This is a genomic window from Burkholderia stagnalis, assembly GCF_902830275.1.
GTDB classification, from domain to species: Bacteria; Pseudomonadota; Gammaproteobacteria; order Burkholderiales; family Burkholderiaceae; genus Burkholderia; species Burkholderia stagnalis.
The window spans coordinates 236,511-262,379 of sequence record NZ_CADESW010000009.1 but is presented as its reverse complement, the minus strand read 5'-3'; the positions used below and the strand labels follow the sequence as shown (position 1 = coordinate 262,379).

The following is a 25,869-nucleotide window of genomic DNA, read 5'->3' as shown; positions in this document are numbered from 1 at the left end:
CACCGTGACCGGCGTGCGCAGCTCGTGCGCGATCGCGGCATTCCAGAACGCCTGCTCTTTGGTCACGCGCTGCAACTGGTCGGCGAGCGCGTTGAAATCGTCGGCGAGCAGCGCGGCTTCGCGCAACGAGCGGTCGCCGGCCACCGCACGCGCGCCGAGATCGCCGTGCGCGACGCGGCGGATGCTGTCCGCCACCGAATTCAACGGCGCCAGAATGCGCCGCGACAGGTTGACCGCGACGGCAATCGCGAGCGCGAGGCCGGCCAGCGTGGTCGCGCTCAGCCAGACCCATTCCGGCGCGGTCGGCACCCACTCCCAGCGCGTGCCGTAGTTGTAATAGGCGGGCCAGTACGTGAAGACCAGGTAATAGAACACATAGGCCGTCACCACCACCAGCACCGTCACGCCGAACGCCATCGCCGCCATCCACAAGGCGATCTGGCGGCTCAGGCCTTCCAGCTTCAATCGACGCTCCACAGCTTGTAGCCGACGCCGCGCACACTGGCCGGCACACCGTCGATGCCGAGTTCCTCCAGTTTCTTGCGCAGCTTGCTGATGTGGCTGTCCACCGTGCGCTCCAGCGCATCGCCTTCCGGCAGGCAGGCCGCCATCAGCTCGGCGCGGCTGGCTACCCGCTTGGGCGCGCGCGCCAGCTGCGCGAGCAGCTTGAATTCGGTCAGCGTGAGCGTGAGCGTGTGGCGCTGCTGGCCGATCTGCACGGTGGCTTCGTGGTGGTCGAGGTCGATCTCGAACGGCGCCGCGCGCAGCACGCGCCGGTCCGCCGCGCCCGCATTGGCCATCGAGCGGCGCAGCACCGCCTGCACGCGCGCGACGACTTCCGCGGGATTGAACGGCTTGACCACGTAGTCGTCCGCACCGATGCGCAGCCCGGTCAGTTTGTCGACGTCCTGGTCCAGCGCGGTCAGCATGATCACGGGCGTATCGCCGCGATGGCGAATCTCGGCCAGCACCTGCCAGCCGTCGACGTGGGGCATCTGCACGTCCAGCAGCACGAGGTCGGGCTTGAGCGACAGATGCAGGTCGAGCGCGCGGCGGCCGTCGGCCGCATGCACGCTGCGCAGGCCGCTGCGCGCGAAATAGGCGGCCAGGATCTCGGCGATCTCGGGTTCGTCCTCGGCAATGAGGATCAGGGCTTGGGCGCCCTGGGCGGCACCGGAGGGGCGGGTGGTTTCAGGCATGTCGACTGCTTCGAATTCCGTTGGTATCTCCATCGAATCTCCATGCTACCTCAGACGAGACGCCATTGGTCGCGCGCAGACTCGCCAGTCTTCGCCGGCAGTCTGGTTGCCTGCGTCTCATGGAGTCCATATGAATAACGATCGACGTTGCCGCTACGGCGGTGCATACGCCCTCGTGTTTGCTGCGCTACTGGCCGGGTGCGGACAATCCGAACAACAGGCCGCACTGCCGGCGCCGCAGGTGAGCGCCATGACCCTGGCGCCTGCGCCCCTCAAGCTGACCGAAGACTTGCCCGGCCGCATCGCGGCGGTCAGGATCGCGGAAATCCGCCCGCAGGTCAGCGGCATCGTGCAGCGCCGGCTGTTCGAGCAGGGCACCGAGGTGCGTGCCGGCCAGTCGCTGTTCCAGATCAATCCGGCGCCGTTCAAGGCCGACATGGATACGGCCGCGGCGGCGCTGCAGCGGGCCGAGGCCGCGCTCTCGCGCGCCAAGGTGCAGACGGCGCGCTTGCGCCCGCTCGTCGAGGCGGACGCGATCAGCCGCCAGGTGTATGACGATGCGGTGTCGCAGCGCGACCAGGCAGCCGCCGACGTCGCGCAGGCGCGCGCCACGCTCGCCCGCCGGCAGCTCGACCTGAAGTTCGCAACCGTCGAGGCGCCGATCACGGGCCGCATCGACCAGGCGCTGGTGACCGAAGGCGCGCTCGTCAGCAGCGCCGACAGCCAGCCGATGGCGCGCATCCAGCAGATCGACCAGGTTTACGTGGACGTGCGCCAGCCGGCCGCATCGCTGCAGCACCTGCGCGACGCGCTGGCGTCGCAGGACGGGTATACCGGCACCGGCCTGCCGGTCGAGGTGCTGCGCGACGACGGCACGCCTTACGACGTCAAGGGCCGCATGCTGTTCTCCGGCGTGAACGTCGATTCCGGCACCGGCGACGTGCTGGTGCGCGTGCTGGTGGACAACTCGAAGCGCCAGCTGCTGCCGGGCATGTACGTGCGCGCCCGCATTCCGCGCGCGAACTACGCGAACGCGCTGACGGTGCCGCAACAGGCGGTGCTGCGCGCGGACGGCAAGCCGCAGGTCTGGGTGCTCGACGCGAAGAACCAGGCGCACCTGAAGCCGGTCGAGCTGGGCGAGCAGGCGGGCCGCAGCTACCGCATCAAGTCGGGGCTGCAGGCGGGCCAGAAGGTCGTGGTGGAAGGCATGGAGCGCCTGGCCGACGGCGTCCCGGTCACCGCGAAGGCCTGGAAGTCGCCTGACGCCGCGGCCGCCACGGCCGCGCGCTGAGTCACGGGGAGCGTCCTGCCATGTCTCAATTCTTCATCCGCCGGCCGGTCTTCGCATGGGTCGTCGCGCTCTTCATCATCCTGACGGGCTTGATCGCGATCCCGGAGCTGCCGATCGCGCGCTACCCGACGGTCGCACCGCCGACCGTCACCATCACCGCGACCTACCCGGGCGCCACGCCGCAAACCATGAGCGACGGGGTGCTGAGCCTGATCGAACGGGAGCTGTCGGGCGTCAAGAACCTGCTGTACTACGAGTCGTCGGCCGATACGTCCGGTGTCTCGAAGATCACCGTCACGTTCAAGCCCGGCACGGATCCGGCGCTCGCGCAGGTCGACGTGCAGAACAAGCTGAAGGCCGTCGAGCCGCGCCTGCCCGCGGTCGTGCGGCAGAACGGCGTGATCGTCGAGTCGGCCTCGTCCGGCTTCCTGCTGTTCGTCGCCCTCAAGTCCGATAGCGGCCGTTTCGACGAAGGCGAACTCGCCGACTACATGGCGCGCAACATCGTCGAGGAGCTGCGCCGCGTCGAGGGCGTGGGCCGCGTGCAGATGTTCGGGTCCGAACGGGCGATGCGCATCTGGGTCGATCCGTCCAAGCTGATCACCTACAACCTGTCGATGAGCGACCTGACGGCCGCCGTCAGCCAGCAGAACGTGCAGATCGCGCCGGGCAGCGTCGGCGCGTTGCCGGCCATGACCGGGCAGCGGGTGACCGTGCCGCTCACCGTGCAGGGTCAACTGACGACGCCGGAAGCGTTTGCCGCGATCGTGCTGCGCGCCAACGCGAACGGCTCCAAGGTGGTGCTGGGCGACGTCGCGCGGGTCGAACTCGGCTCGCAGTCCTACAACTTCGTCAACACCGAGAGCGGCAAGCCCGCCGTCATCGCCGGCGTGCAGCTTTCGCCGGGCGGCAACGCGGTCAAGACCGCGGCGGCCGTGCGGGCGCGGCTGGACGAGATGCGCAAATCGATGCCGTCGGGCATGAGCGATTCGATCCCGTTCGACACCGCGCCGTTCGTGAAGATCTCGATCGAGAAGGTGCTCCATACGCTGCTGGAAGCGATGGTGCTGGTGTTCCTCGTGATGTACCTGTTCCTGCAGAACGTGCGCTACACGCTGATCCCGGCGATCGTCGCGCCGGTCGCGATGCTCGGCACCTTCACGGTGATGCTGGCCACGGGTTTCTCGATCAACGTGCTGACCATGTTCGGCATGGTGCTCGCGATCGGCATCATCGTCGACGATGCGATCGTCGTGGTGGAGAACGTCGAGCGCCTGATGGCGGAGGAAGGCCTGTCGCCGAAGGACGCGACGGTCAAGGCGATGAAGGAGATCACCGGCGCGATCATCGGCGTCACGCTGGTGCTGACCGCCGTGTTCCTGCCGATGGCGATGTCCAGCGGTTCGGTGGGCGTGATCTACCAGCAGTTCACGATGTCGATGGCGGTGTCCATCCTGTTCTCGGCGCTGCTCGCGCTCACGCTGACGCCGGCGCTGTGCGCGACGATGCTCAAGCCGATCGCGCACGGGCACCACGAGAAGCGCGGCTTCTTCGGCTGGTTCAACCGCCGCTTCGACCGCATGACGCAGTGGTACGCGACGCGCGTCGGCCGGCTGATCGGCCGTGCGGGGCGCGTGATGCTGATTTTCGTCGCGATCTGCGGCGTGCTGGTGGTCGGCTTCCGGGAGCTGCCGTCGTCGTTCCTGCCCGAGGAGGACCAGGGCTACTTCATGACCGGCTTCCTGCTGCCGTCCGATTCGACGGCCGAGCGCACGCGGGACGTGGTCAAGACGCTCGAGCGGCATATCGCTTCGCGCCCGGGGATCGAGTCCAGCATTTCGATCGTCGGCTACGGCTTCTCCGGCTCCGGCCCGAATGCCGCATTGAACTACGCGGTGCTGAAGGACTGGAACAAGCGCAACGGCGCGACGGCCATGGGCGAAGCCATGATGGCCCAGCAGGCGATGGCGGGCGTGACCGAAGGCACGGTGATGAGCCTGATGCCGCCGGCGATCGACGAACTGGGCACCAGCTCGGGCTTCTCGATGCGCCTGCAGGACCGCGCGAACCAGGGCAACGCGGCGCTCAAGGCGGCCGAGGCCAAGCTGCTCGAACTCGCGGCGCAAAGCAAGGTCGTGGTCGGCGTCTATCCGGACAGCCTGCCGGCCGGCGCGAGCATCCGCCTGGATATCGACCGGCAGAAGGCCGAGGCGCTGGGCGTGTCGTTCACGAGCATCAGCGACACGCTGTCGGGTGCAATGGGCTCGACCTACGTCAACGATTTCCCGAACGCGGGGCGCATGCAGCAGGTGATCATCCAGGCCGATGCGCCGGCGCGCATGCAGATCGACAGCGTGATGAAGCTCTACGTGCGCAATGCGAGCGGCGGCATGGTGCCGCTGTCCGAGGTGGTCCAGCCGGTGTGGGCCGATACGCCGCTGCAGATGGTGCGCTACCAGGGCTACCCGTCCGCGCGCATCTCGGGCATGGCCGCACCCGGCTACTCGAGCGGCGCGGCGATGGACGAGATGGAACGTCTGGCCAGGCAGCTGCCGCCGGGCTTCTCGGTGGCGTGGACGGGCCAGTCGCTGCAGGAACGCCAGTCCGCTTCGGAGGCGCCGATGCTGATGGCGCTGTCGATGATCGTGGTGTTCCTGGTGCTGGCGGCGCTCTACGAGAGCTGGTCGATCCCGCTGTCGGTGATGCTGGTCGTGCCGCTGGGCCTGATCGGCGCGATCGGCGCGGTGATGCTGCGCGGCCTGCCGAACGACGTGTACTTCAAGGTCGGGATGATCACCGTGATCGGCCTGTCCGCGAAGAACGCGATCCTGATCGTCGAATTCGCGAAGCAGTTGCGCGAGGAAGGCAAGGGGCTCGTCGAAGCGGCGGTGGAAGCGTCGCGGCTGCGGCTGCGCCCGATCCTGATGACGTCGCTGGCGTTCGGCCTGGGCGTGGTGCCGCTGATGATCGCGACGGGCGCGAGCGCCGAAACGCAGCACGCGATCGGCACGGGCGTGTTCGGCGGCATGGTGACCGCCACGGTGCTGGCGATTTTCTTCGTGCCGGTGTTTTTCGTGTTCGTGATGGGCTTCCAGGAGCGCGTCGGGGCATGGTTCGGATTCCGCAAGAAAACCGTCGCCGTGAGTCCGGAACAGGAAGGTTAATGTTATGCGAATGCTTGTTCTTCCCCTTGCCGTAGCGGCGGCCGTCGCGCTGTCGGCCTGCTCGATGGCGCCCCGGCTGGTCAAGCCGGAGCCGCCGGTGCCGACGGCCTACACGACGGAAGGCGCCGCGGCCGACACCGGCGCGCATGCGGCCGACCTCGGCTGGCGCACGATGTTCGGCGACCGGCGCCTGCAGCGGCTGATCGAGCTCGCGCTCGAGAACAATCGCGACCTGCGCCTGGCCGTGCTGAATGTGGAGGCGGCGCAGGCCCAGTACGGGATCCAGCGCGCCGACCGGCTGCCGTCCATCAATGCCGGCGCCAGCTTCACGCGCCAGCGCACCCCCGCGGATTCGCAATCGAACCCGCCGATTCTCGAGTCCACGCAGAATCAGTACGGCGTGAACGTCGGCATCAGCGCGTTCGAAATCGATCTGTTCGGCCGGGTGAAGTCGTTGTCGGATGCTGCCTTTGCGCGCTATCTGGCAACCGACGAGGGGCGCCGCGCCGCGCAGGTCTCGCTCGTCGGCGCGGTGGCGGATGCCTACTTCGCCGAGCGCCTCGCGCAGGAGCAGCGCGCGCTGTCCGAACGCACGCTGGCCGACTGGCAGCAGTCGCTCGATCTCGCGCTGCGCCTGAAGGAGGCGCATCAGGCCAGCGGCGTCGACGTCGCGCAGGCCGAGGGCCAGGTCGCGAGCGCGGCCGCGGACCTGGAGGCGCGCACGCGCGCCGTCAAGCAGGCGCGCAACGCGTTGCGGCTGCTGGTCGGCGCCGAGCTGCCCAAGGATCTGCCCGAACCGGTGCCGCTGGAGCGCCAGCCGGTGATGACCCAGCTGCCGGCGGGCTTGCCGTCCGAGCTGCTGATCCGCCGGCCGGACATCCGGCAGGCCGAGCAGAACCTGGTGGCCGCCAACGCGGATATCGGCGCCGCGCGCGCCGCGTTCTTCCCGCGGCTGTCGCTGACGACGACGCTGGGCTTCATCAGCCCGGGCTTCGGCAGCCTGTTCGACGGCGGCCAGCGCACCTGGGCGTTCTCGCCGCAAGTGACGGTGCCGATCTTCCAGGGCGGCAGGCTGCGTTCGGAGCTACGCCTGGCGGAGGTGCGCAAGTCGAGCGCCGTCGTCGAATACGAGCGGGCGATCCAGATCGCGTTCCGCGAGGTCGCGGACGGCCTCGCCGGCCGCGAAACCTACGGCCGGCAGATCGACGCGCAGACCCGCGTGGTGGCCAGCGCCGAGCGCCGCACCGACCTGTCGAACCTGCGCTATCGCGCGGGCGTCGAAGGGCGCCTCGAGCTGCTCGATTCACAGCGGCAGCTGTACGCGGCGCGACAGGCGTTGCTGGACCTGCGAAGCAGCGAGCTGAGCAACGCTGTCGCGCTCTACAAGGCGCTCGGTGGCGGCCTGACGGATACCGACGTGCCGCCGGTGGCGAAGGCGCAGTAACGCCGGGCCGGCGCGTCGTCCGGCCCGCAAGGGCCGGACGGCATCGGGATGCCCGCCGGTGGGCTGATGAATCCGCCGCTCGAATCGGCACGCTGAAGACAGGGGAATACCCTGTCTTTTTTTTCATTTCTTTTGTTATGTATCATGACCTATGTTTTGCAACATGTACTAGTAAAGGGAAGGGCCTGAAAGACCTTCGGCGCTGAAGGGGTTTTACTTCGGAAGCCGAAAGGTCGTCGAACGGCCGGTGCATTCCCTTCGATTCGACCCGGACTCCGATTCCGGGCAACCGTCCGGCGTGCGCTGCCCCGATGGGCCGCTGACGCATGACTTTCCTGGCATGAGAAAAAAGACACCATGGCAAAGAAGTCTCCACCCAACCGTTCGGCCGATTTGCAGCGAAGGCAATGGCTCAAGTACGCCGGTACGTCGGTTGCCGCCGCCGGCATCGCGATGGGCGCGGCCCGGGCGAACGCCGGCGCCGCGCAAGCGGCCGGCAACCCGGGCGACGTGCTCGATGTCGTCATCGTCGGCGGGGGGCTGGCCGGCCTGACCGCCGCGCGGGACCTGCGCCACGCCGGCTGCGAGTCGTTCCTGCTGCTGGAAGCGCGGGACCGGGTGGGCGGGCGGACGCTCAACTACGACATCGGCGGAGGCTACGTCAGCGAAGTCGGCGGGCAGTGGATCGGGCCCGGCCAGACAGCCGTGGCGGATCTCGCGCGCGAGCTGGACGTCGGCACCTTCCCGAGCTACTACGCGGGCAAGACGGTCGTGCTCGGCGGCGACGGCCGCGTGGAGATCGACCTGAACGGCACGTTCGGCACCGACGAAGCCGTCGGCGCCAAGCTCAGCAAGCTGTCGCGCGACGTGCCTTCGGGCGCGCCGTGGAAATCGCCGAAGCTTGCCGAGCTCGACAAGCTGTCGGTCGGCGAATGGCTGGCCACGCAGGACATCCCGCTCGAGGATCGGCCGAGCTGGAACGGGTCGATCGCACTCTCCGGCGGCGTGATGCCGGCCAAGATGGGCCTCCTGCATTTCCTGTCGATGATCAACTCGGCCGACTGCGACTACACGCAGCTCGACGCCATCCGCCACAGCGCGCAGGAAACCCGCTTCGTCGGCGGCTCGCAGATCCTCAGCGACAAGATGGCCCGGCAGCTCGGCGACAAGGTGCGCCTGTCGTCGCCGGTGCGGCGGATCTCCGATTGGGATCGCGACGTCGTCACGCTGCACACGGACCAGGGCGTGGTGCGCGCGCGGAAAGTCATCATGGCGATCCATCCGGCCCTGTGCAACCAGGTGCAATTCACTCCGCTGCTGCCGGAAAAGCGTGCCGCGCTGCAGCGCGCATGGCCCGCTCATTCGCCGGCGCGCAAGACGGCGATGGTCTACAAGCGCCCGTTCTGGCGCGACAAGGGCTTGAACGGCCATGTCTTCCAGTTCAACGGGCCGATCATCTGGGCCTACGACAACTCGCCGCCGGGCGGCGAGATCGGCGTCGTCAACGCGTTCGTCAAGAACGCGCTGCTGCCGTCGGACGTGCAGGCAGCGAAGCGCATGCTGGCGGAACTCTATGCGCAGGCATGGGGCAAGGACGCGTTGTCCCCGGTGGATTACCACGATCACGACTGGGGGCAGGCGGACCCGTGGACGATCACCTGCGTGTCGGCGATTCCGCCGGGTTTCTGGAGCGCGCACGGTGAAGCGCTGCGGCCGCCGTGCGGCAACCTGATCTGGTCGGGTACCGAAACCGCGAACATCTGGGCCGGTTACATGGACGGCGCCGTGCGCTCGGGCCACCAGGGCGCGCTGCAGGCGCTCAATGCGCTGCGTCGGGCATGAGGAGAGCGGACATGAAAAAACGCATCCTGCTCGCCGTGGCCGCCATCGTCGCGGTCCTCCTCGTGATCTACGGGCCCGGTCTCCTCGATCTCTATCGCCTGCAGCGCTTCGTCACGACGTCCGCGCAGGCCGACGAGGCCGACGGCGGCCAGTGGCCGCGCCTGGTCGACGCGTGCCTCGCCTGTCACGGCGTCAACGGCAATTCGCTGCATCAGGGCTATCCGAGCCTCGCGGCACAGCCGGCCTCATACGTCGCCGAGCAACTGCACAGGTTCGCCGCCGGACAGCGGACCAGCCCGTTCATGGCCCCGCTCGCGATGTCGCTGAGCGATGCCGAGATCAAGCGTGTGGCCGATTACTACGCGAAGCAGACCGCCGCCGAGAATCGCTTCTTCGAGCCGGATGCCCGGTTGAAGGCGCGCGGCGAGCAGCTGGCGAAGGACAACGCATGCGCGGCATGTCACGGCGCGCAACTGATGGGGCAGGGGCCGTTTCCGCGCCTCGCCGGCCAAGGCGCCGACTACGTGCTGAAACAGCTCGACGCGTTTGCCGCGGGCACGCGCGTCGAATCCACCGGCACGATGCAGCGCGTCACCGCGGCCATGTCGCCGGAAGACCGCAAGGCGGTTGCCCACTATCTGGCGAGCGTCAAGCCGGCGAAGCAATGATCAATCCAGTGCAATCGGGAGAGGGAGTTTAGTCATGGACCATAGAACTTTCGTGCTTTGCCTGGCCAGCGGGCTGCTGGCGACGACGACGTGCGTCTACGGTGTGAAGTTTCTGAAGAAGCGCAACTATCTGCTCGGCCTCGAGTGGCTGATCGTGACGGTTTCCTCGACCAATGCGCTGATCTATTTCGCGACCGGTTTCGAGATCTCGGGCCTCGTCTCGCATGTGCTGGATGCCTTCTCGCGCGGGTTCGGCATGCCGATCGTCGCGGTCGCGGGGCTGATGGCCGTGACGCACGGCTACAAGCCGACCGCGCGCCAGGATGTCGCACTGTTCGCGATGTCCTTCGCGGGCACCGCCGTGCTGGTGGGCGCCGGTTTCGTCGCCAAGGTGTTGCCGTACTTCTACGTCGTCATGTGGGCGCTCCTGTCGATCTACCTCGCTTACTTCGTGCGGCGCTTGTTGCGCGCGGGGCAGCTGTTCCATGCGATGACCACGACCGTCGCGCTGGTCGCATCGCAGGCGATCGCCTGCATCTACGACTTCTATCCGATACCGGGCGACGCGCACAACGTCGTGTTCAATTTCTTCGTGCTCGCGCTGGTCACGTGGTCGTACGTCACGGTCGTGCTCTATTACGCGTATGGCGCGCTGGAGCGCGCCAATCGGACGGCGAGCGCCGGGGAAATTCGCTCGGCCCGGGATCCGCATCGTCGCCTTGCGTGAGCACGCATATCGTCGGGACAGCGGGAACGTATCGGCCCGCCGAAAATGATGAGTGAACCTCGTATCGAATTGCCTGCATCGTGGCCCGGTGCGCCGCAGGCTGCGGCCGAGATCGAACCCGCGAAATCCGCGCGCCTGACGGGCTCGCAGAAGCGGGATCGGACGCGCGAACGCCTGCTGTGCGCCGCGCACGAAATCTTCTCGACGAAGGGATACGCCACGGCGAGCATCGAGGAGATCGCTGCGGCAGCCGGCTACACGCGCGGCGCGTTCTATTCGAACTTCCGCGACAAGACGGAGCTGTTGCTCGAACTGCTCAGGCGCGACAGCGACGAGCTCGACGCGCAACTGCAACGGATGCTCGACGCGGGCGGCACGCGCGAAGAGATGCAGCGGATGGCGCTCGCGCATTATCGGCAAAGCGTTCGCCGGCACGGCTCGTTCCTGATGTGGGCGGAAGCCAAGCTGCACGCGGTTCGCGATCCGGTGTTCCGGGAGCACTTCAACGCATTGCTGCGCGAACGGCAGAACCGCGTGAAGGGCTACGTCACGGGTCTGGCGCAACGCGCGGGCGCGCCGCTGCATTTGCCGGCGGACGTGCTGGCGATCGGCCTGATGGGGCTGTGCGACGGCGTGCAGTTCGGTTGCGCCGTCGATCCGCAGCGCATCACCGACGAGCTGGCCGACGCGGTGCTGACCAGCTACTTCGAGCATGCGGTGTTCGATCGCATGCCTGAGTGACGGTGCGCCGCGTTCGGCGGCATGCCATCGAACGGCCGGTTGCATCCCCGTTCGGATTGTCGTCGTATCTTCCCGGCGCGGTCGGTTGCGCGGCGGGGCATTTCAATGCCGCAACGCGCGTGCGCGCGTTACGGCGTATTCGTCACCAACGCAAACGGAACGCATCATGAAAACCAGGATCACCGAGCTCTTCGGCATCGACTATCCGATCATTCAAGGCGGCATGCACTACGTCGGGTTCGCCGAGCTCGCGGCGGCCGTCTCGAACGCGGGCGGCCTCGGCATCATCACGGGCCTCACGCAGCGAACGCCGGACGATCTGGCCGCCGAAATCCGGCGCTGCCGCGAGATGACCGACAAGCCGTTCGGCGTGAACCTGACCTTCCTGCCGACCGTCAGTCATCCGGATTATCCCGGCTATATCCGCGCGATCATCGAAGGCGGCGTCAGGATCGTGGAAACCGCCGGCAACAATCCGCAGCCTTACCTCGCGCCGCTCAAGGAAGCGGGCGTCAAGGTGATCCACAAGTGCACGTCGGTTCGCCACGCGCTGAAAGCCGAATCCATCGGCTGCGACGCCGTCTCCGTGGACGGGTTCGAATGCGCGGGCCACCCGGGCGAGGACGATGTTCCCAACTTCATCCTGCTGCCGCGCGCCGCAGACGAACTCAAGATTCCGTTCGTGGCCTCCGGCGGCATGGCCGACGGCCGCTCGCTGGCGGCGGCGCTGTCGCTGGGCGCGGACGGCATCAACATGGGCACGCGCTTCGTCGCCACGCAGGAGGCGCCCGTGCACGAGAACGTGAAGCAGGCGCTGGTCGCCGCCACGGAACGCGATACGCGCCTCGTGATGCGTCCGCTGCGCAATACCGAGCGCGTGCTGCGCAATGCCGCCGTCGACCGCATTCTCGAGAAGGAAGGCGCACTCGGCGCGGGCATCAAGTTCGAGGACATCGCCGACGAAGTGGCCGGGGTGTATCCGCGCGTCATGAAGGAGGGCGCTGTCGACGTCGGCGCATGGTCATGCGGCCTGGTCGCCGGCTTGATCCATGACGTTCCGACGGTCAAGGCGCTGATCGAGCGCATCGTCGGCGAGGCGACCGAGATCATCGGCGGCCGCCTGGCGCGGATCGTCGGCTAGCGACGCGACACGCCGGTCGAGGCGGCATGCGCCGTCTCGATTCCTCCCGACATCGGCACGCACCGCGTGCCGGTTCACTCACGTTTTCCTGATCCGGTGACGGGCGCGGGTGCGCTGCCGTCGGCGTCGCATCGCCTGTCGCCGCCCCGAATCACATGCTGTGCAGGACAGGGAATACCCTCTCTTTTTCTTTTTTTGATTTTTGTCATCATGACCTAACATTGGCAATACGTTCTAAAACAGATAAGCCAGAAACACCCGTGACAAGGCACTCATTTGACTCATCAGGAGACAACCGATGGATGAATCCAAACGCAAGGCTTTCGCAGAGGATGGCGCGGTTCTGATCGAAGGCTTGCTCGACGACGAACAACTGGCGCTGTGCCGGCAGGCATTCGACTGGGGTATCGAAAACCCCGGGCCGATGGCGTCCACGCTGCTCGACGGCAGCGAGTTCAAGTCGCACGTCGACAACGCCAATCCGTATGCGAAGGAACGGCTCGACGAACTGGTCGGCCAACTTCCGATCGGCAAGCTGTTCGCCGATCTGTGGGGCTCCACGAACGTCTGGTACTTCGCCGAGGAGCTCTTTCTGAAGAAGGGCGGCAAGGGCGCGCGTTCGCTGTGGCACCAGGACACGTCGTACCTGCCGTGGCAGGGGATGCACTTCGGCAACGCGTGGATCAGCTTCGAGGCCGTTCCCAAGCGCAATGCGCTGGAGATCGTCCGCGGGTCGCATCGCGGCACGCGACACGACGGCACGACGTTCCAGAACCCCGACGATCCCACCGAGCCGCTGCACGGCGGCGGCGTGTGGCCGCGGATGCCCGACATCGAGGCCGAGCGCCGCGCCGATCCGAATGCGTACGACGTCATCTCGTGGGCAACGAAACCGGGCGACGTGCTGCTGCTGCATCCCGGCGTGCTGCACGGCGGCGGCGTGGTCGATGCCGATTTCCCGGATCGAAGCACGCTCGTGCTGCGCTTCTTCGGCGACGACGCCGTGTTCAGTCCGCTGCCCGACAACAGCATCTCGGGCTACCCGACGATGGGCGTGCTGTTCGCCGAGGAACTCGCGTCGCTCAAGGCAGGCGATCCGTTCCGCGCACCCTGTTTCCGTCAACTCGTCTGAACAAAGGAGTTCAATCCGTGGCAGCGAACAACCAACGGCAGTCGATCATCCCTCCGGGGTTCAAGGCCTGGTACGACGCCTTCCATTTCGCGCCGGCGACGCGCGTGGGCGACACGATCTGGGTGTCGGGCCAGGTCGGCATCGGCGCGGACATGAAGCCGGCCGACGGCGTGCAGGGCCAAGCCCGGATCGCCTTCGAGTCGCTGAAGGCGATCCTCGCGGAAGCGGGGGCAAGCCTCGCCGACGTCGTCGAACTGACGACCTTCCATACGAATCTTCAGGGCGAAACCGAGGGCTTCGCGGCCGTCAAGGACGAGTACTTCCCGGACCGCTACCCGTCGTGGACCGCGGTCGGCGTGACGCAGCTCGCGCTGCCGGGGCTGTGCGTCGAGATTCGGGCGGTGGCGGTGGCCGGATCGGGCGCGGCCTGAGCCGGCGATGGCCGGGGCGGTCGAAGCCCGGCGCGATCCAGCGGAGTGCCTATGGCGTGAGATGCAGCGTGAGATGCACCCTCTACCAGAATCGAATGGTGCGATCGATAAAAGTCGTACTCCTCAGTTGTTGATATGAACGATATCGAGCGCTGCGGCCGACGGCTTCACGATCGATCGGAACGCGGCGCGGTGCCGCCGGAAAGTGGCTTGGCCGGTTGGCCGAACAATCGGCTCGAAACGAACGCCGACCGTCCGTCGATGACGTGACCGGCGAATGATTGCGGAATCGGAAGGAGACTCATGATGAAGAAGCACACACTCGGAGCCGTGACGGCCATTGCGGCGGCCCTGCTGCTCATGGCCGGAGAAGCCGCGGCGGCGGACGATCTCACGCCGGTCGGCGCGGAGCGCGGCGCGAACAAGGACGGCACCGTGCCCGCGTTCGCCGGCAGGCAGGCGACGCCGTCCGGCTGGGAGTACGGCAAGGTGCGCGGCGAATTCTGGAAGCATCGTAACGAGAAGCCGCTGTACTCGATCGACGCCGCGAACGTCGACAAGTACGCGAGCCAGCTCACGCCGGGCCAGATCCAGCTCGTCAAGCAGCAGAAGGGCTATCGGATGGACGTCTATCCGACCCATCGCGAATGCCAGTTCCCGGAGGCCGTCGAGCAGAACTCGAAGGCGAACCTGACGTCGGCGAAGCTCGCGTCGAACGGCGAATCGTTACAGTCGGCGATCCTGCCCGGCGTGCCGTTCCCGCAGCCGAAGAGCGGCGCCGAGGCGATCCTGAACTACGAAATGCGGTATCGCGGCGAAGGCATCGAATGGCCGCTGGACGTCACGACCATTTCGCCCCGGCCGGGCGGCGGCGAATGGATCGACGGGATCGGCCCGCAGGTGTTCTTCTTTCCGGCGGGCAAGCTCGGCAAGAACTCGCCGCAGGACGTCGACCAGCTCAGCCTGGCCGCGTACTTCACGGCGAACTCGCCGGCCGCGCTGGCCGGGCAGGCATTCGTGCAGCGCCAGTATTTCGACAAGGTCTCGGAAACGTACTACTACTTCCCGGGCCAGCGGCGCGTGCGGCGCATGCCGGCCTATACGCACGATGCGCCGCTGATCGGTTTCGAGAACCAGTACCTGATCGACGAAGCGAACATGTTCAACGGCCCCATCGACCGGTTCAACTGGAAGCTGGTGGGCAAGAAGGACATGATCGTGCCGTACAACGCGTTCGGCATGTACACCTTCAACGCGAAGCTGCGTGACGTCGCGACGCCGAACGGCATCGCCGCCAGCCACCGCCGCTACGAGGTGCACCGCGTATGGGTGGTCGAGGCGACGGTCAAGCCGAGCGCGCGCCACGTCGCGTCGAAGAAGGTGTTCTACCTCGACGAGGACAGCTGGCTCGCGCTCGTCGGCGAGGACTACGACGCGCAGGGCAAGCTGTGGAAGGTGCGCGAGAGCTACCCGATCCCGGTGTGGGAACTCGGCGGCACCTGCGACAACGAGCCGTTCGTGCAATACGACCTGATCAACGGACGCTACGTGCTCGATTCGTCGACGATCGGCCAGGGCAAGGACCTGCGCTGGTATCAGCAGATCAACGATCCGCGCTTCAAGGCCGATTTCTTCACGGCGGAATCGCTGCGATCGGTCAGCGATCGCTGAAGGGCGCTGCATAAATAAATAATAGAGCCGACGTGCGCGAGCGCGCCGTCGGCATCCAGGTTTGGGTGAGGTGGGGCGATGAAAGCGAAGCATGTCATTAGGCGTACTACAATTTCGATTGCCGTGCTGGGTGCGGCGACGTCGAGCGCATACGGATACGATTTCACGATGGGGGATGGCGCTGTCCAGGGTTCGTGGGTGACCAATCTCACCGCAGGCGCGGGCATCCGCACCAAGAGCCCGAGCTGCTCGCTTACCGGCGATCCGAACGCATACGGCTGCGGCGCAGCGGCCAATACCAACCAGTGGGGCTACGGCGACAACGGCAACCTGAACTACCGGAAAGGGCAGCCGTTCAGCACGTACATCAGCGCGACCAGCGAACTGCTGCTGAAAATGCCGAGCGAAGGGCTCAAGTTCATGGTGCGCGGCACGGGGATGTACGACTTCCTGGCCGGGAATACGGCCAGGACGCCGCTGTCGAGCACCGCGTCGGCGCAGGTCGTCTACAACGCGCAACTGCTCGACCTGTGGGCGCAGAAGGATTTCACGATCGGCGGGCGCAACGCGCACGTGCGGCTCGGCAACCAGGTGATCAACTGGGGCGAGAGCATGTTCGCGCAGAGCGGCATCAACACGACCAACTCGCTCGACACCCAGAAGCTGCTGATCCCGGGCGCGCAGCTCAAGCAGGCGCTGCTGCCCGCGCCGATGCTGAGCGTGGCCGCGGACCTGTCCCACGGGTTCAGCACCGAGGCCTACTACCAGTTCCAGTGGAACGGCAACCGCTATCCGCCGGTCGGCTCGTACTGGTCGCTGGCGAACGTGTTCGGCCGTGGCGCCGAGCCGTTCACGATCAACACCAACAACCTCAACGTGGCCGGCCCGAGCGCAGGCACGATCGCGGGATTGACGGGGCTCGACAAGGGCAACTCCGGCGTACTCGACGGCATAAAGAACGGGCTCGTGAACGGCACCTACGCCGGGCCGCCGTTCAACGACATCGGCATTCCGGTTTCGACGCAGCTGCCCGCGAAATACCGGCCGCAGTTCGGCGTGAAGTTCAACTTCTCGCCGCGCTCGTTCGATGCGAACTTCGCGTTCTACTACCTCAACTACATCGACAAGTCCCCGGTGCTGTCGACGCTGGCGAACGGCACCGCGCAGTGGTCGTACCTCGGCAACCGTCAGCTGTTCGGCGCCAGCGCGAACTTCGGCATCGGCCCGTGGGCGATCGGCACGGAACTGTCGTACCGGCCGCGCGACGCGGTCGCGCTGTCGAGTTGCTTCGGCGCGGGCGGCCCGCTCGACCTGAACACGAACGGCGTGCCGGGGACGAACTGCCAGCAATGGGTCGACAAGAAGAAATTCCAGCTCGACGTGAACGGCCTGCTGGCGCTGACGCGCAGCGGGTATCCGTTCCTCAAGCTGCTCGGCGCGGATTCCGCGAACCTGACCTGGGAACTGACGTGGATCTATTACCCGGGCCTCGGCTCGAGCGTGACGCGCAACATCAACGGCCAGCAGGTCACGCAGGTGCCGGCGACCGGCTATTTCCCGTGGCTGAACAACAACTCGGGGCTCGGCTACCCGATCACGGCGGGGCAGGGCACGTCGAGCTCGGTGGGCGCGACGATCGACTTCAACTGGACGTATGACGGCACGCTGATCCACGGCTGGCAGGTGACGCCCGGCGTGACCTTCACCACCGGGCTCTACGGCTACACGCCGACGTTCACCGCGAACTACATGCAGGGCATGAAATCGGTGAACGTCTACGTGCTGTTCAACCAGAACCCGCCGAAGTGGCAGGCGGGCATCAACTTCGCGGCGTTCTTCGGCGGGCACCAGACGGTCGGGCAGCCCTATGCGGATCGTAATTTCGTCGGCGTGTTCGTCACTCGGAACTTCTGACTTGAAGGGGTCATGTCGTGCTTAATCGCTTAGTCAGCAGTCTGGAAAAATTCTTCTTCGGCCACCGCGCGATCGTGCTCGCGGCGATCGGGCTGTTCACCGCCGCGATGGCCGTGGTCGCGGTGCAGTTGCGCATGGATGCGGGCTTCGAGAAGCAGATGCCGATCGGCCACGAGTACATCCGCACGTTCCAGCAATACCGGAACGACCTGCTCGGCGCGAACCGGATCACCGTCGTCGTGAAGGCGCGCAAGGGGCCGATCTGGACCCAGGACGGGTTGACGCGCCTGTACAAGGTGACCCAGGCGGTGACGTACCTGCCGAACGTCGACCGGATCGGCGTGCGCTCGCTGTGGACGCCGAACGCGTTCGTCAACGAGATCACCGACGAAGGGTTTCGCGCGGAGCCGATCATCTCGGGAACGATCACGCCGGACCAGCTGACGCCGGAGATCGTCGCGCAGATCCGCCGTGCGACGACGCTCGGCGGCTACGTCGGCACGCTCGTGTCGCACGGCGAGGACAGCGCGATGATCACGGCCGAGCTGAACGAGCGGGATCGCGCCGGCAAGGTGCTCGACTACGTCGCGTTCAACCGGCTGCTCGAACAGCAGATCCGCCAGCCGTTCGAGGACGCGGGCTACGAGATCCAGATCATCGGCTTCGCGAAGCAGATCGGCGACATCGCCGACGGCGCGACCGGCGTGCTCGGCTTCTGCGGGATCGCCTTATTGCTCACCGCGCTCGCGGTCTACTGGTACTGCCATTCGGTGCGCTTCACGGTGCTGCTGATCGTCTGTTCGCTGACGTCTTTGGTCTGGCAGTTCGGCACGCTGAAGTTGCTCGGCTTCGGCCTCGATCCGCTCGCGGTGCTGGTGCCGTTCCTCGTGTTCGCGATCGGCGTATCGCACGGCGTGCAGCAGGTGAACTTCATCGTGCGCGAGATCTCGCACGGGCACAGCTCGTACGAAGCGGCGCGGCGCAGCTTCAGCGGCCTGCTGATCCCCGGCGTGCTCGCGCTGATCACCGCGTTCGTGTCGTTCATCACGCTGCTGCTGATTCCGATTCCGATGGTGCGCGAGCTCGCGATCACCGCGTCGCTGGGCGTCGCGTACAAGATCGTCACGAACCTGATCCTGCTGCCGGTCGCCGCGTCCTGCTTCAACTTTTCGAAGGCCTATGCGGACAAGTCGCTGACGCGCGCGCAGCAGCGCGCGAAACCGTTGCGCGTGCTGGCGCGGGTGGCCGAGCCGAAGTATGCGGCGCTCACCGTGGCGCTGACGGTGGCGATCTTCGCGCTGGCCGCGTGGCAGAGCCGCGACCGCGTGATCGGCACGCTGCAGCCGGGGGCGCCGGAGCTGCGCGCGGACGCGCGCTTCAACCGCGACGCGACGTCGATCGCAGGCAATTACGACATGGGCCTCGACTGGCTCACGGTCGCGATCGAGTCGAGCGGCAAGGCGTGCGACAACCCGGCGGTCGGGCTGTATGAAGACGACTTCGCGGCGGCCATGCGCACCGAGCCGGGCGTCGTGTCGGTGCAGTCGTATTCGGGGATGCTGCGCACCTACGACCAGGGCTACAACGAGGATTACCCGAAGATGAACGTCGTGCCGATCGCGCCCGAGAACTACGGGGCCGTGTCGGTCGATGCCGGCCGCATCAAGGGCTTCATGAAAAGCGACTGCAGCATGACGGCCGTGCACCTGTTCCTGACCGATCACAAGGCGACGACGATCAACCGGATCCTCGACGACGTGAAGCAATACCGCGCGTCGCATCCGTTCCCCGGCATCACGGTCCGCCTTGCCGCCGGCAACGCCGGCGTGCTCGCGGCGACCAACGACGAGGTGGAGAAGAGCGAGCTGCCGATGATGCTGTACGTGTACGCCGCGATCCTGATCCTCGTGTTCCTCGCGTATCGCGACTGGCGCGCGATGCTCGCGTGCTGCCTGCCGCTGTCGGTCGCGACCTTCATCGGCTACTGGTTCATGAAGGAGCTGCAGATCGGGCTGACCGTCGCGACGCTGCCGGTGATGGTGCTGGCGGTGGGCATCGGCGTGGATTACGCGTTCTACATCTACAACCGGCTGCAGGTGCACCTCGCGGGCGGGCAGACGATCGTGAAGGCGGTGCAGCACGCGATGCTCGAAGTGGGCGTGGCGACGATCTTCACGGCGATCACGCTGGCGATCGGTGTCGCGACGTGGAGCTTCTCGGCGCTGAAGTTCCAGGCCGACATGGGCAAGCTGCTGGCATTCATGTTTCTCGTCAACCTGCTGATGGCGATGACGGCATTGCCCGCGCTGGCCTCGGTGCTCGAGCGCTGGTTCCCGCGCCGCAAGCCGGCGCGCGCGCCGGGCCTGTTCAGCCATTGACGTCGCCGCCCACAGCTACTGAGGATTCCTCCATGAACAAGCCACTTGTCACCTGTACCGCGCTTTGCGCCGCCGCGGCGGCATTCGCGCTCCTCCATGGATCGGTCGGGGACCGGGCCGCGCCGGCCGGCATGACGCCCGCACATGCTCCGCGCGCCGCCACGCACATCGTCGCCGTCGACGAACACGGTGTCGTGCTCGCGTCGGACGACGACGGCAAAACCTGGCAGCGGGCGCCGCGCGAGCAGGTGCCCGCGACGCTGCCGGCGGTTGCATTCGGCGATGCGAGGTCGGGCTTGGGCGGCTTGTTCACCCACTGACGCCCGCGAACACCACTACAGAGACCCAGCCATGATCAAGATTCTTGTTGCCTGTACCGCGCTTTGCGCTGCCGCGGCGGCGTTCGCGCAATCCCACGGAACGGTCGCGGACTGGGCCGCGCGGCCCGCGCACACGTGGGCCGCACCGGCCCGCATGATGCTGACGGACGCGACGCGCGCGGGCGCGCGCATCGTCGCCGTGGGCGAGCACGGCGTGATTCTGCTGTCGGACGACGACGGCAAGACCTGGCGGCAGTCGCGGCGCGTGCCCGTGTCGGCGACGCTGTCGGCCGTCACCTTCGCCGACGCGCAGCACGGCTGGGCGGTCGGCCAGTGGGGCGTGATTCTCGCGACCGCCGACGGCGGCGAAACGTGGGAGAAGCAGCACATCGACACGTCGGTCGACCAGCCGCTGTTCTCCGTGATCTTCACCAGCGCGCATGACGGGATCGCGGTCGGCCTGTGGTCGCTGGTACTGCAGACCCGCGACGGCGGCAAGACCTGGACGCGGACGACGCTGCCGAAGCCGCCGGGCGGCGGCAAGGCCGACCGTAACCTGTACCGCATCTTCGCCGATCGCCAGGGCGCGCTCTACGTGGTGTCGGAGCTGGGGACCGTGCTCAAGTCGACCGACGGCGGCACGAACTGGAGCTACCTGCAGACGGGCGGCAAAGGCTCGCTGTGGACGGGCGTGGCGCTGCCCGACGGCCGGATCGTGGTGGGCGGGCTGCTCGGCAGCCTGTTCCAGAGCAGCGACGGCGGGGCGAGCTGGGCGCCGTTGAACCCGGAGACGAAGAGCTCGATCACCGATCTCGTCGCGACGGGGACCGGGCTGCTTGCGGTCGGGCTCGACGGGCTGGTGTTGAAGCAGCGCGCGAACGGCGCGTCGATCGAGGTCGTCCAGCGCGCGGATCGCGCGACGCTGACTGCCGCGCTGGTCGATGCGGGCGGCAAGCCGCTGCTGTTTTCGCAGGATGGCGTGCTCGCATCGCCGTGAGCGGGGCGGCCGTTTCTGCATCGATGAATCAGTGATCCTGATAAAAAAGAGAGCAAGGAAAGACACGATGAAAATCGTTGGAACAAGGAAGCCGGATCGGAAGCGCACACCCGAGACGCAGGGCCGGCGTCAGGTCCTTCGTCTCGCGGCCATGGGCGCCGTGTCGCTGGCCGCGGGCGAGGTGTCGCTGGCGGCCGGCGACACGGCGGCGCTCGCGAGCCGCGGCGTGCTGGACGTCGTGATCATCGGCGCGGGACTGGCGGGGCTGACGGCCGCGCGCGACCTGAATCGCGCGGGGTGCGATTCGTTCGTCGTGCTGGAGGCGCGCGACCGCGTCGGCGGGCGAACCTTCAATCACGAACTGGGCCACGGCGTCGTGTCCGAGGCCGGCGGCCAGTGGATCGGCCCGGGCCAGACGGCGATCGCCGACCTGGCCCGCGAACTCGGGGTCGATACGTTTCCGACCTACTACGCGGGCAAGTCCGTCATCCTGGCAGGCGACGCGCGGGTCGCGCAGGATCTGCACGGCGGCACGGGCGGCGACGGCGCGATCGCCGCGAAGCTCGACGAACTGGCGCGCGGCGTGCCGTCCGGCGCGCCGTGGAATGCGCAGCGCGCGGCGGAGCTCGACAAGCTCACGTACGGCGAATGGCTGGCGAAGCAGGGCGTGAAATACGAGGACGGGTACTTCATCGCGCTGGCCGCGCAGCTGTCGCTCGGCGGCGCGCCCGCGCAGCTCGGCCTGCTGCACTACCTGTCGGTGATCAACAGCGCCGGCTGCAACTACGATCAGCTCGAATCGATCAAGGGCGGCGCGCAGGAAACGCGCTTCGTCGGCGGCTCGCAGGTGCTCAGCACCAGGATGGCGGGTGAATTCGGCGGCAAGATCAGGCTGTCGTGCCCCGTGCGCAGGATCTCCGGCTGGGATCGCGACGTCGTCGAGGTGCAGACCGACCAGGGCGTCGTGCGCGCGCGCCGCGTGATCGTCGCGCTGAATCCGGCTCTGTGCAACCAGATCGCGTTCGATCCGCCGCTGCCGGAAGGGCGCTCGCAGTTGCAGAAGCGCTGGCCCGCGAATGCGCCGATGCGCAAGACGGTGCACGTCTACGAGCGGCCGTTCTGGCGCGACGACGGCTACTGCGGACAGATCTACCAGGTCGGCGGCCCGGTCTTCCTCGCCTATGACAACTCGCCGCCGGACGGTTCTGTCGGCGTGCTGAGCGCGTTCGTCGCGCCGGGGGCGCTGCCGAGCGAGCGCAACGCGGCGGAGCGGACGCTGTCGGCGATCTATGCGAAGGCATTTGGCGACAAGGCGCTGCGCCCGACGCAATTCCACGACTTCGACTGGGGCCGTGTCGATCCGTGGACGCTGCAGTGCATCCATCCGATCCCGCCAGGCTTCTGGACGAAATGGGGCAAGTTCCTGCAGCCCGAGGTGGGCCGCCTGATCTGGTCGGGCACGGAGACCGCCGACATCTGGGCCGGCTCGATGGACGGCGCGGTGCGCTCCGGGCATCGCGCGGCGTTGCAGGCGCTCGGCAAGCTGGCACAACGCGGCGTGGGGGTGTAAATGAAGCGCGCAATGATCATTGGCGCTGTCGTTGCCATCATGGGATTGGCCGGCGCGGGCGTGCTCCACGGGCGCGACATCCTGGACGGCATGCGTTTCGAAAAGGCGATGAGCCAGATCGGCGCAGCGGAGCAGGCCAACGGCGGCCCGTGGCCGCGGCCGCAGGAGACCTGCTTCTTCTGTCACGGCGCACGCGGCCAGTCGCTCAATGCATGGTATCCGGCGCTGTCCGGCCAGCCCGAGCCGTATCTCGCGGCCCAGCTGCGCGCGTTCGCCGCCGACGCGCGCCACAACGCGACCATGGGGCCGCTGGCGAGGGATCTCGACGACGGGCAGATCAAGACGCTGGCCGCTTATTTTGCGCGGCAGACCCCGACCCGGAACGAGGCCGTCGCGGCCGACGCGGCGCTCGCGAAGCGGGGCAACGCGCTGGTCGAGGCGAGGAGCTGCCAGGCGTGTCACGGCGCGACGCTGATGGGCAGGGATCAGGCGCCGCGCCTTGCGGGCCAGGGGGAGATTTACCTCGCGACCCAGCTCGCCACGTTCAAGACGGGCGAACGCAAGGATCCGGCCGGCGCGATGAATGGCGTGGCCGCGACGCTGTCGGACGACGACATCCGGGCCGTGGCGCACTACCTGGCCAGCGTGTCGCCCGGGCAGGGTGACGTCGCGGCCCGCTAGGGGCAATTCCGAGGCCCCCGGCGCGCGTTCGCCAAGATACGGACGCCGGGGAGGACATGGCCGCGCGCGACGCGCGGCCGGGGCAATGGCGACCGGAGCGCCGACGGCCGCGGGCGCGGCCGCGCTCCGGGTTCGCCCGAAGGAGGGCATCAGAATGAGTGCAGTGCCGGAAACGTACCGCCCGCTCGGCGGATGGGTGGAAGCGCCGGACGATCCGCAGCCGCCGCTCGACGGCGAGGTCAACGCGGACGCGATCGTCGTCGGCGCCGGCTTCGCGGGCCTGTCCACCGCGCTGGAGCTTGCCGCGCGCGGCGCGCGCGTGGTCGTCCTCGAACGCGAGTTCGCGGGCTTCGGCGCGAGCGGGCGCAACGCGGGTTACCTTGCCGGCGGGCAGGGGCTCGAATACGAGCTGTTCGTCAAGCGCGTGGGACGCGAGCGGGCGAAGCAGATCGTCCGCTTCTACGACGAAGGGGTCACCTACGTCGAACGCAAGCTCGGCGAATACGGGATCGAGTGCGACTACCTGGCGACGGGCATTATCCGCGCCGGCGTGCATGCGTCGCAGGAGAAGCGGCTGCGCGCGAGCATGGCGACCGGCCTCGAACTCGGTTCGCCGGCGACGTTCCTCGATCACGCCGCGATGCGCGCGCGCGGCATCCCGCCGGCGTTCCTGTTCGGCTTCCACATGCCGCACGGCGGCACGCTCAACCCCGGCAAGTACGTGATGGGGCTGCGGCGCGCGGCGCTGCGCGCGGGCGTGAAGATCTACGAGCATTCCCCGCTGCTGTCGTATACCGAAGGCGCGGTCGTCAAGGCACACACCGCGCGGGGCAGCGCGAGCGCGCCGTTCCTCGTGTTCGCCACCAACGCGTATACGCCGCAGCTCGGCCTGCTGGGCGACAAGGTGATGCCGATGCGGGTGTCCGCGCTCGAGACCGAGCCGCTGTCCGCGGCCCAACTGGCGGCGCTCGGCTGGCCGGGGCGCGAAGGCATCGTGACCTCGCACCTGACGATGGAAAGCCATCGCCTGACGGTGCGCAACACGCTCGTGCTGACGACGAAGCGGATCCACTACGTCTACGGTTCGCAGACGCCGAACGTGCCCGACAACGACGCGTATCGCGCGCTCGAGGATACGCTCGGCGCCCGTTTTCCCGAACTGGGCAGCGTGGCGGTGCGCGCGTGCTGGAGCGGCTATATCAGCCTGGCCGGCGATGCGTTGCCGGTAGTGGGCGAAACCGGCGCACACGGAAACATCCTCTACACCGCCGGGTGTTCCGGGCATGGCGTCGCGACCCAGTCGCTGGTCGGGGAACTGCTGGCCGAGCGGATCCGGGGCGCCGAGCATCCGCTGCTCGCGGCATTGCGCCACAAGACGCCTGCGACGCTGCCCGAGCCGTTGCGATGGTGCGCGATCAACGGGGTGCTGGGCGTGGCGAACATGCTCGACGGCCGGGTGAACCGCAAGGTGCGCGACGCGGCTGCGCGCCGCGGATGACGCGATCGCGAGCGTGCTGCGGGCCGGCGCCCGGCGCGTCCGCCCGGCGCGTCCAACGCAGGCCAATCACGCAGGCCAATCACGCGCCCAATCACGCGCCCAATCACGCGCCCGGGTACGCGCCCGGGCACGCCGGCCGGGTGTAAGGGGTTTGTTGGAAAATGCGTGAGGCATCGGGTATAGTCATCGGCGCTTCGGCGAAGCGCCGGTGCGATGACTACCATGAGGCCGTAGCGCCTACACGATGACGGAAAGCGATGACAGTGCCAATTGAGCAGCGCAACAGCAGGAAACGGCGCACGTCGAGCGCAGCGCCCGCGGCAGAGGGTACCGACGGCTTGCGAGCCCAGGGCCTGCGCACGCGCAACAAGATCGTCCGCGTCGCGCGAAAACTCCTGCTCGAAGGCGGCGCCCTCGATTTCTCGCAGCGCGCGGTCGCCGCTGCGGCGGGGATCAGCGTCAGCAATCTCCAGTACTACTTCCCGACGCGGCTGGCCGTGTTGCGGGCGGTGATCGAGCCGGCCATCGGGATGTATCTGAACGACCTGACGCGCGCGCTGGAAAGCGACGCGTCGCCGCGCGAGATGCTCGACGCGCTCATGGAACGGGCGCTGCGCGACGCGAAGGATGCCCAGTACAGGGCGTTGTGGGCGCACTTCTTCTCGTTCGCGGCGATCGACGAAGAGTGCCGCCGGCTGGTCGACGATTGGTATGCGACGCTCACGCGCGAACTCGCGCAACTCGTGCGTACCGTCAATCCGGAACACAGTGAGGCCGACAGCGAGCACGTCGCCACGCTGCTGATCTCGATGGCCGACGGGTTGGCCTTTCAGGCCGGCGTCGGGCGGCATGCGCCGGCGCTCGACGCGAAATTCATGGAGACCGCCCGTTACATCGTGTATGGGAAGTCGTCGAACGGCGCCGGGAAATAACGGCGGAAAACGTCGAAGCGACGGCGCTGGACAAGGCGTAGGACAACTCGCACATTCTCGCGCCGGCAACGGCCTCGAAGCTGATCTCCTTCACGCGGTGCCGGAGCAGCGGCCCTGGTCTGACCGAG

21 protein-coding genes are annotated in these 25,869 nt (G+C 67.4%); 19 read left to right on the top strand and 2 right to left on the bottom strand.

Annotated features, from left to right (window positions below; all coding sequences use genetic code 11):
• Both HWY45_RS18345 and HWY45_RS18340 read right to left on the bottom strand, forming a co-directional pair.
• Positions 1-465: HAMP domain-containing protein (locus tag HWY45_RS18345; protein WP_176118380.1), on the bottom strand; the 465-nt coding region annotated here is incomplete at its 3' end.
• On the bottom strand, positions 462-1,199 hold the full coding sequence (locus tag HWY45_RS18340) for a response regulator (protein ID WP_059885375.1): 738 nt from the start codon (positions 1,197-1,199) through the stop codon (positions 462-464). The genes HWY45_RS18340 and HWY45_RS18345, both read right to left, overlap by 4 nt.
• A gap of 130 nt (positions 1,200-1,329) precedes the next feature.
• Between HWY45_RS18340 and HWY45_RS18335 the strand changes: the two genes are divergently transcribed.
• The 19 genes from HWY45_RS18335 to HWY45_RS18245 all read left to right on the top strand — a co-directional run bounded on the left by HWY45_RS18335 (position 1,330) and on the right by HWY45_RS18245 (position 25,741).
• Positions 1,330-2,490, top strand: a complete 1,161-nt coding sequence (locus tag HWY45_RS18335; RefSeq protein WP_059885376.1) for an efflux RND transporter periplasmic adaptor subunit — start codon at positions 1,330-1,332, stop codon at positions 2,488-2,490.
• 20 nt (positions 2,491-2,510) lie between these two features.
• Positions 2,511-5,654, top strand: a complete 3,144-nt coding sequence (locus tag HWY45_RS18330) for a multidrug efflux RND transporter permease subunit (RefSeq protein ID WP_059885378.1) — start codon at positions 2,511-2,513, stop codon at positions 5,652-5,654.
• A gap of 4 nt (positions 5,655-5,658) precedes the next feature.
• The gene (locus HWY45_RS18325; protein ID WP_059885380.1) at positions 5,659-7,098 is read left to right on the top strand and encodes an efflux transporter outer membrane subunit; all 1,440 of its coding nucleotides are present in this window, start codon (positions 5,659-5,661) and stop codon (positions 7,096-7,098) included.
• A 357-nt stretch (positions 7,099-7,455) separates the two neighbouring features.
• Complete coding sequence (locus tag HWY45_RS18320) at positions 7,456-8,940, top strand: flavin monoamine oxidase family protein (RefSeq protein ID WP_059885382.1); 1,485 nt, start codon at positions 7,456-7,458, stop codon at positions 8,938-8,940.
• 11 nt (positions 8,941-8,951) lie between these two features.
• Entirely contained in the window at positions 8,952-9,608 is a 657-nt protein-coding gene (locus HWY45_RS18315) for a c-type cytochrome (RefSeq protein WP_059885384.1), read from the top strand.
• Between the two features lie 34 nt (positions 9,609-9,642).
• On the top strand, positions 9,643-10,335 hold the full coding sequence (locus tag HWY45_RS18310; protein ID WP_059885386.1) for a hypothetical protein: 693 nt from the start codon (positions 9,643-9,645) through the stop codon (positions 10,333-10,335).
• Positions 10,336-10,383: 48 nt separating this feature from the next.
• The gene (locus HWY45_RS18305) at positions 10,384-11,076 is read left to right on the top strand and encodes a TetR/AcrR family transcriptional regulator (RefSeq protein WP_081069925.1); all 693 of its coding nucleotides are present in this window, start codon (positions 10,384-10,386) and stop codon (positions 11,074-11,076) included.
• 166 nt (positions 11,077-11,242) lie between these two features.
• A complete protein-coding gene (locus HWY45_RS18300) occupies positions 11,243-12,217 on the top strand; it encodes an NAD(P)H-dependent flavin oxidoreductase (protein WP_059810959.1) in 975 nt (324 codons plus the stop codon).
• A 298-nt stretch (positions 12,218-12,515) separates the two neighbouring features.
• Positions 12,516-13,349 carry a phytanoyl-CoA dioxygenase family protein gene (locus tag HWY45_RS18295; RefSeq protein WP_059885388.1) on the top strand — a complete coding sequence of 278 codons (834 nt, stop codon included), beginning with the start codon at positions 12,516-12,518 and terminating at the stop codon, positions 13,347-13,349.
• 17 nt (positions 13,350-13,366) lie between these two features.
• A complete protein-coding gene (locus HWY45_RS18290; RefSeq protein ID WP_059566868.1) occupies positions 13,367-13,780 on the top strand; it encodes a RidA family protein in 414 nt (137 codons plus the stop codon).
• Positions 13,781-14,083: 303 nt separating this feature from the next.
• Entirely contained in the window at positions 14,084-15,451 is a 1,368-nt protein-coding gene (locus HWY45_RS18285; RefSeq protein ID WP_059885390.1) for a DUF1329 domain-containing protein, read from the top strand.
• A gap of 78 nt (positions 15,452-15,529) precedes the next feature.
• On the top strand, positions 15,530-17,365 hold the full coding sequence (locus HWY45_RS18280) for a DUF1302 domain-containing protein (RefSeq protein ID WP_059885392.1): 1,836 nt from the start codon (positions 15,530-15,532) through the stop codon (positions 17,363-17,365).
• A 17-nt stretch (positions 17,366-17,382) separates the two neighbouring features.
• The gene (locus tag HWY45_RS18275; RefSeq protein WP_059885394.1) at positions 17,383-19,743 is read left to right on the top strand and encodes an efflux RND transporter permease subunit; all 2,361 of its coding nucleotides are present in this window, start codon (positions 17,383-17,385) and stop codon (positions 19,741-19,743) included.
• 32 nt (positions 19,744-19,775) lie between these two features.
• Entirely contained in the window at positions 19,776-20,063 is a 288-nt protein-coding gene (locus HWY45_RS18270; protein WP_059885396.1) for a beta propeller repeat protein, read from the top strand.
• 31 nt (positions 20,064-20,094) lie between these two features.
• Positions 20,095-21,060 (top strand): WD40/YVTN/BNR-like repeat-containing protein, encoded by a 966-nt coding sequence (locus HWY45_RS18265; RefSeq protein ID WP_059885398.1) that lies wholly within the window; start codon positions 20,095-20,097, stop codon positions 21,058-21,060.
• 151 nt (positions 21,061-21,211) lie between these two features.
• The gene (locus HWY45_RS18260) at positions 21,212-22,630 is read left to right on the top strand and encodes a flavin monoamine oxidase family protein (protein WP_150998966.1); all 1,419 of its coding nucleotides are present in this window, start codon (positions 21,212-21,214) and stop codon (positions 22,628-22,630) included.
• Positions 22,631-23,311, top strand: a complete 681-nt coding sequence (locus HWY45_RS18255) for a c-type cytochrome (RefSeq protein WP_059885403.1) — start codon at positions 22,631-22,633, stop codon at positions 23,309-23,311.
• A gap of 85 nt (positions 23,312-23,396) precedes the next feature.
• Positions 23,397-24,809 carry an NAD(P)/FAD-dependent oxidoreductase gene (locus HWY45_RS18250; protein ID WP_414143470.1) on the top strand — a complete coding sequence of 471 codons (1,413 nt, stop codon included), beginning with the start codon at positions 23,397-23,399 and terminating at the stop codon, positions 24,807-24,809.
• Positions 24,810-25,066: 257 nt separating this feature from the next.
• Positions 25,067-25,741, top strand: coding sequence for a TetR/AcrR family transcriptional regulator (locus HWY45_RS18245; RefSeq protein WP_059885407.1), 675 nt, complete (start codon positions 25,067-25,069; stop codon positions 25,739-25,741).
• The last annotated feature ends 128 nt before the right edge of the window (positions 25,742-25,869 follow it).

What these genes read in the sequence shown, in the direction of transcription:
- HWY45_RS18340 (WP_059885375.1), bottom strand. Translation starts at nt 1,199, where the DNA reads ATGCCTGAAACCACCCGCCCCTCCGGTGCCGCCCAGGGCGCCCAAGCC.
- HWY45_RS18335 (WP_059885376.1), top strand. Translation starts at nt 1,330, where the DNA reads ATGAATAACGATCGACGTTGCCGCTACGGCGGTGCATACGCCCTCGTG.
- HWY45_RS18330 (WP_059885378.1), top strand. Translation starts at nt 2,511, where the DNA reads ATGTCTCAATTCTTCATCCGCCGGCCGGTCTTCGCATGGGTCGTCGCG.
- HWY45_RS18325 (WP_059885380.1), top strand. Translation starts at nt 5,659, where the DNA reads ATGCGAATGCTTGTTCTTCCCCTTGCCGTAGCGGCGGCCGTCGCGCTG.
- HWY45_RS18320 (WP_059885382.1), top strand. Translation starts at nt 7,456, where the DNA reads ATGGCAAAGAAGTCTCCACCCAACCGTTCGGCCGATTTGCAGCGAAGG.
- HWY45_RS18315 (WP_059885384.1), top strand. Translation starts at nt 8,952, where the DNA reads ATGAAAAAACGCATCCTGCTCGCCGTGGCCGCCATCGTCGCGGTCCTC.
- HWY45_RS18310 (WP_059885386.1), top strand. Translation starts at nt 9,643, where the DNA reads ATGGACCATAGAACTTTCGTGCTTTGCCTGGCCAGCGGGCTGCTGGCG.
- HWY45_RS18305 (WP_081069925.1), top strand. Translation starts at nt 10,384, where the DNA reads ATGAGTGAACCTCGTATCGAATTGCCTGCATCGTGGCCCGGTGCGCCG.
- HWY45_RS18300 (WP_059810959.1), top strand. Translation starts at nt 11,243, where the DNA reads ATGAAAACCAGGATCACCGAGCTCTTCGGCATCGACTATCCGATCATT.
- HWY45_RS18295 (WP_059885388.1), top strand. Translation starts at nt 12,516, where the DNA reads ATGGATGAATCCAAACGCAAGGCTTTCGCAGAGGATGGCGCGGTTCTG.
- HWY45_RS18285 (WP_059885390.1), top strand. Translation starts at nt 14,084, where the DNA reads ATGATGAAGAAGCACACACTCGGAGCCGTGACGGCCATTGCGGCGGCC.
- HWY45_RS18280 (WP_059885392.1), top strand. Translation starts at nt 15,530, where the DNA reads ATGAAAGCGAAGCATGTCATTAGGCGTACTACAATTTCGATTGCCGTG.
- HWY45_RS18270 (WP_059885396.1), top strand. Translation starts at nt 19,776, where the DNA reads ATGAACAAGCCACTTGTCACCTGTACCGCGCTTTGCGCCGCCGCGGCG.
- HWY45_RS18265 (WP_059885398.1), top strand. Translation starts at nt 20,095, where the DNA reads ATGATCAAGATTCTTGTTGCCTGTACCGCGCTTTGCGCTGCCGCGGCG.
- HWY45_RS18260 (WP_150998966.1), top strand. Translation starts at nt 21,212, where the DNA reads ATGGGCGCCGTGTCGCTGGCCGCGGGCGAGGTGTCGCTGGCGGCCGGC.
- HWY45_RS18255 (WP_059885403.1), top strand. Translation starts at nt 22,631, where the DNA reads ATGAAGCGCGCAATGATCATTGGCGCTGTCGTTGCCATCATGGGATTG.
- HWY45_RS18250 (WP_414143470.1), top strand. Translation starts at nt 23,397, where the DNA reads ATGGCGACCGGAGCGCCGACGGCCGCGGGCGCGGCCGCGCTCCGGGTT.
- HWY45_RS18245 (WP_059885407.1), top strand. Translation starts at nt 25,067, where the DNA reads ATGACAGTGCCAATTGAGCAGCGCAACAGCAGGAAACGGCGCACGTCG.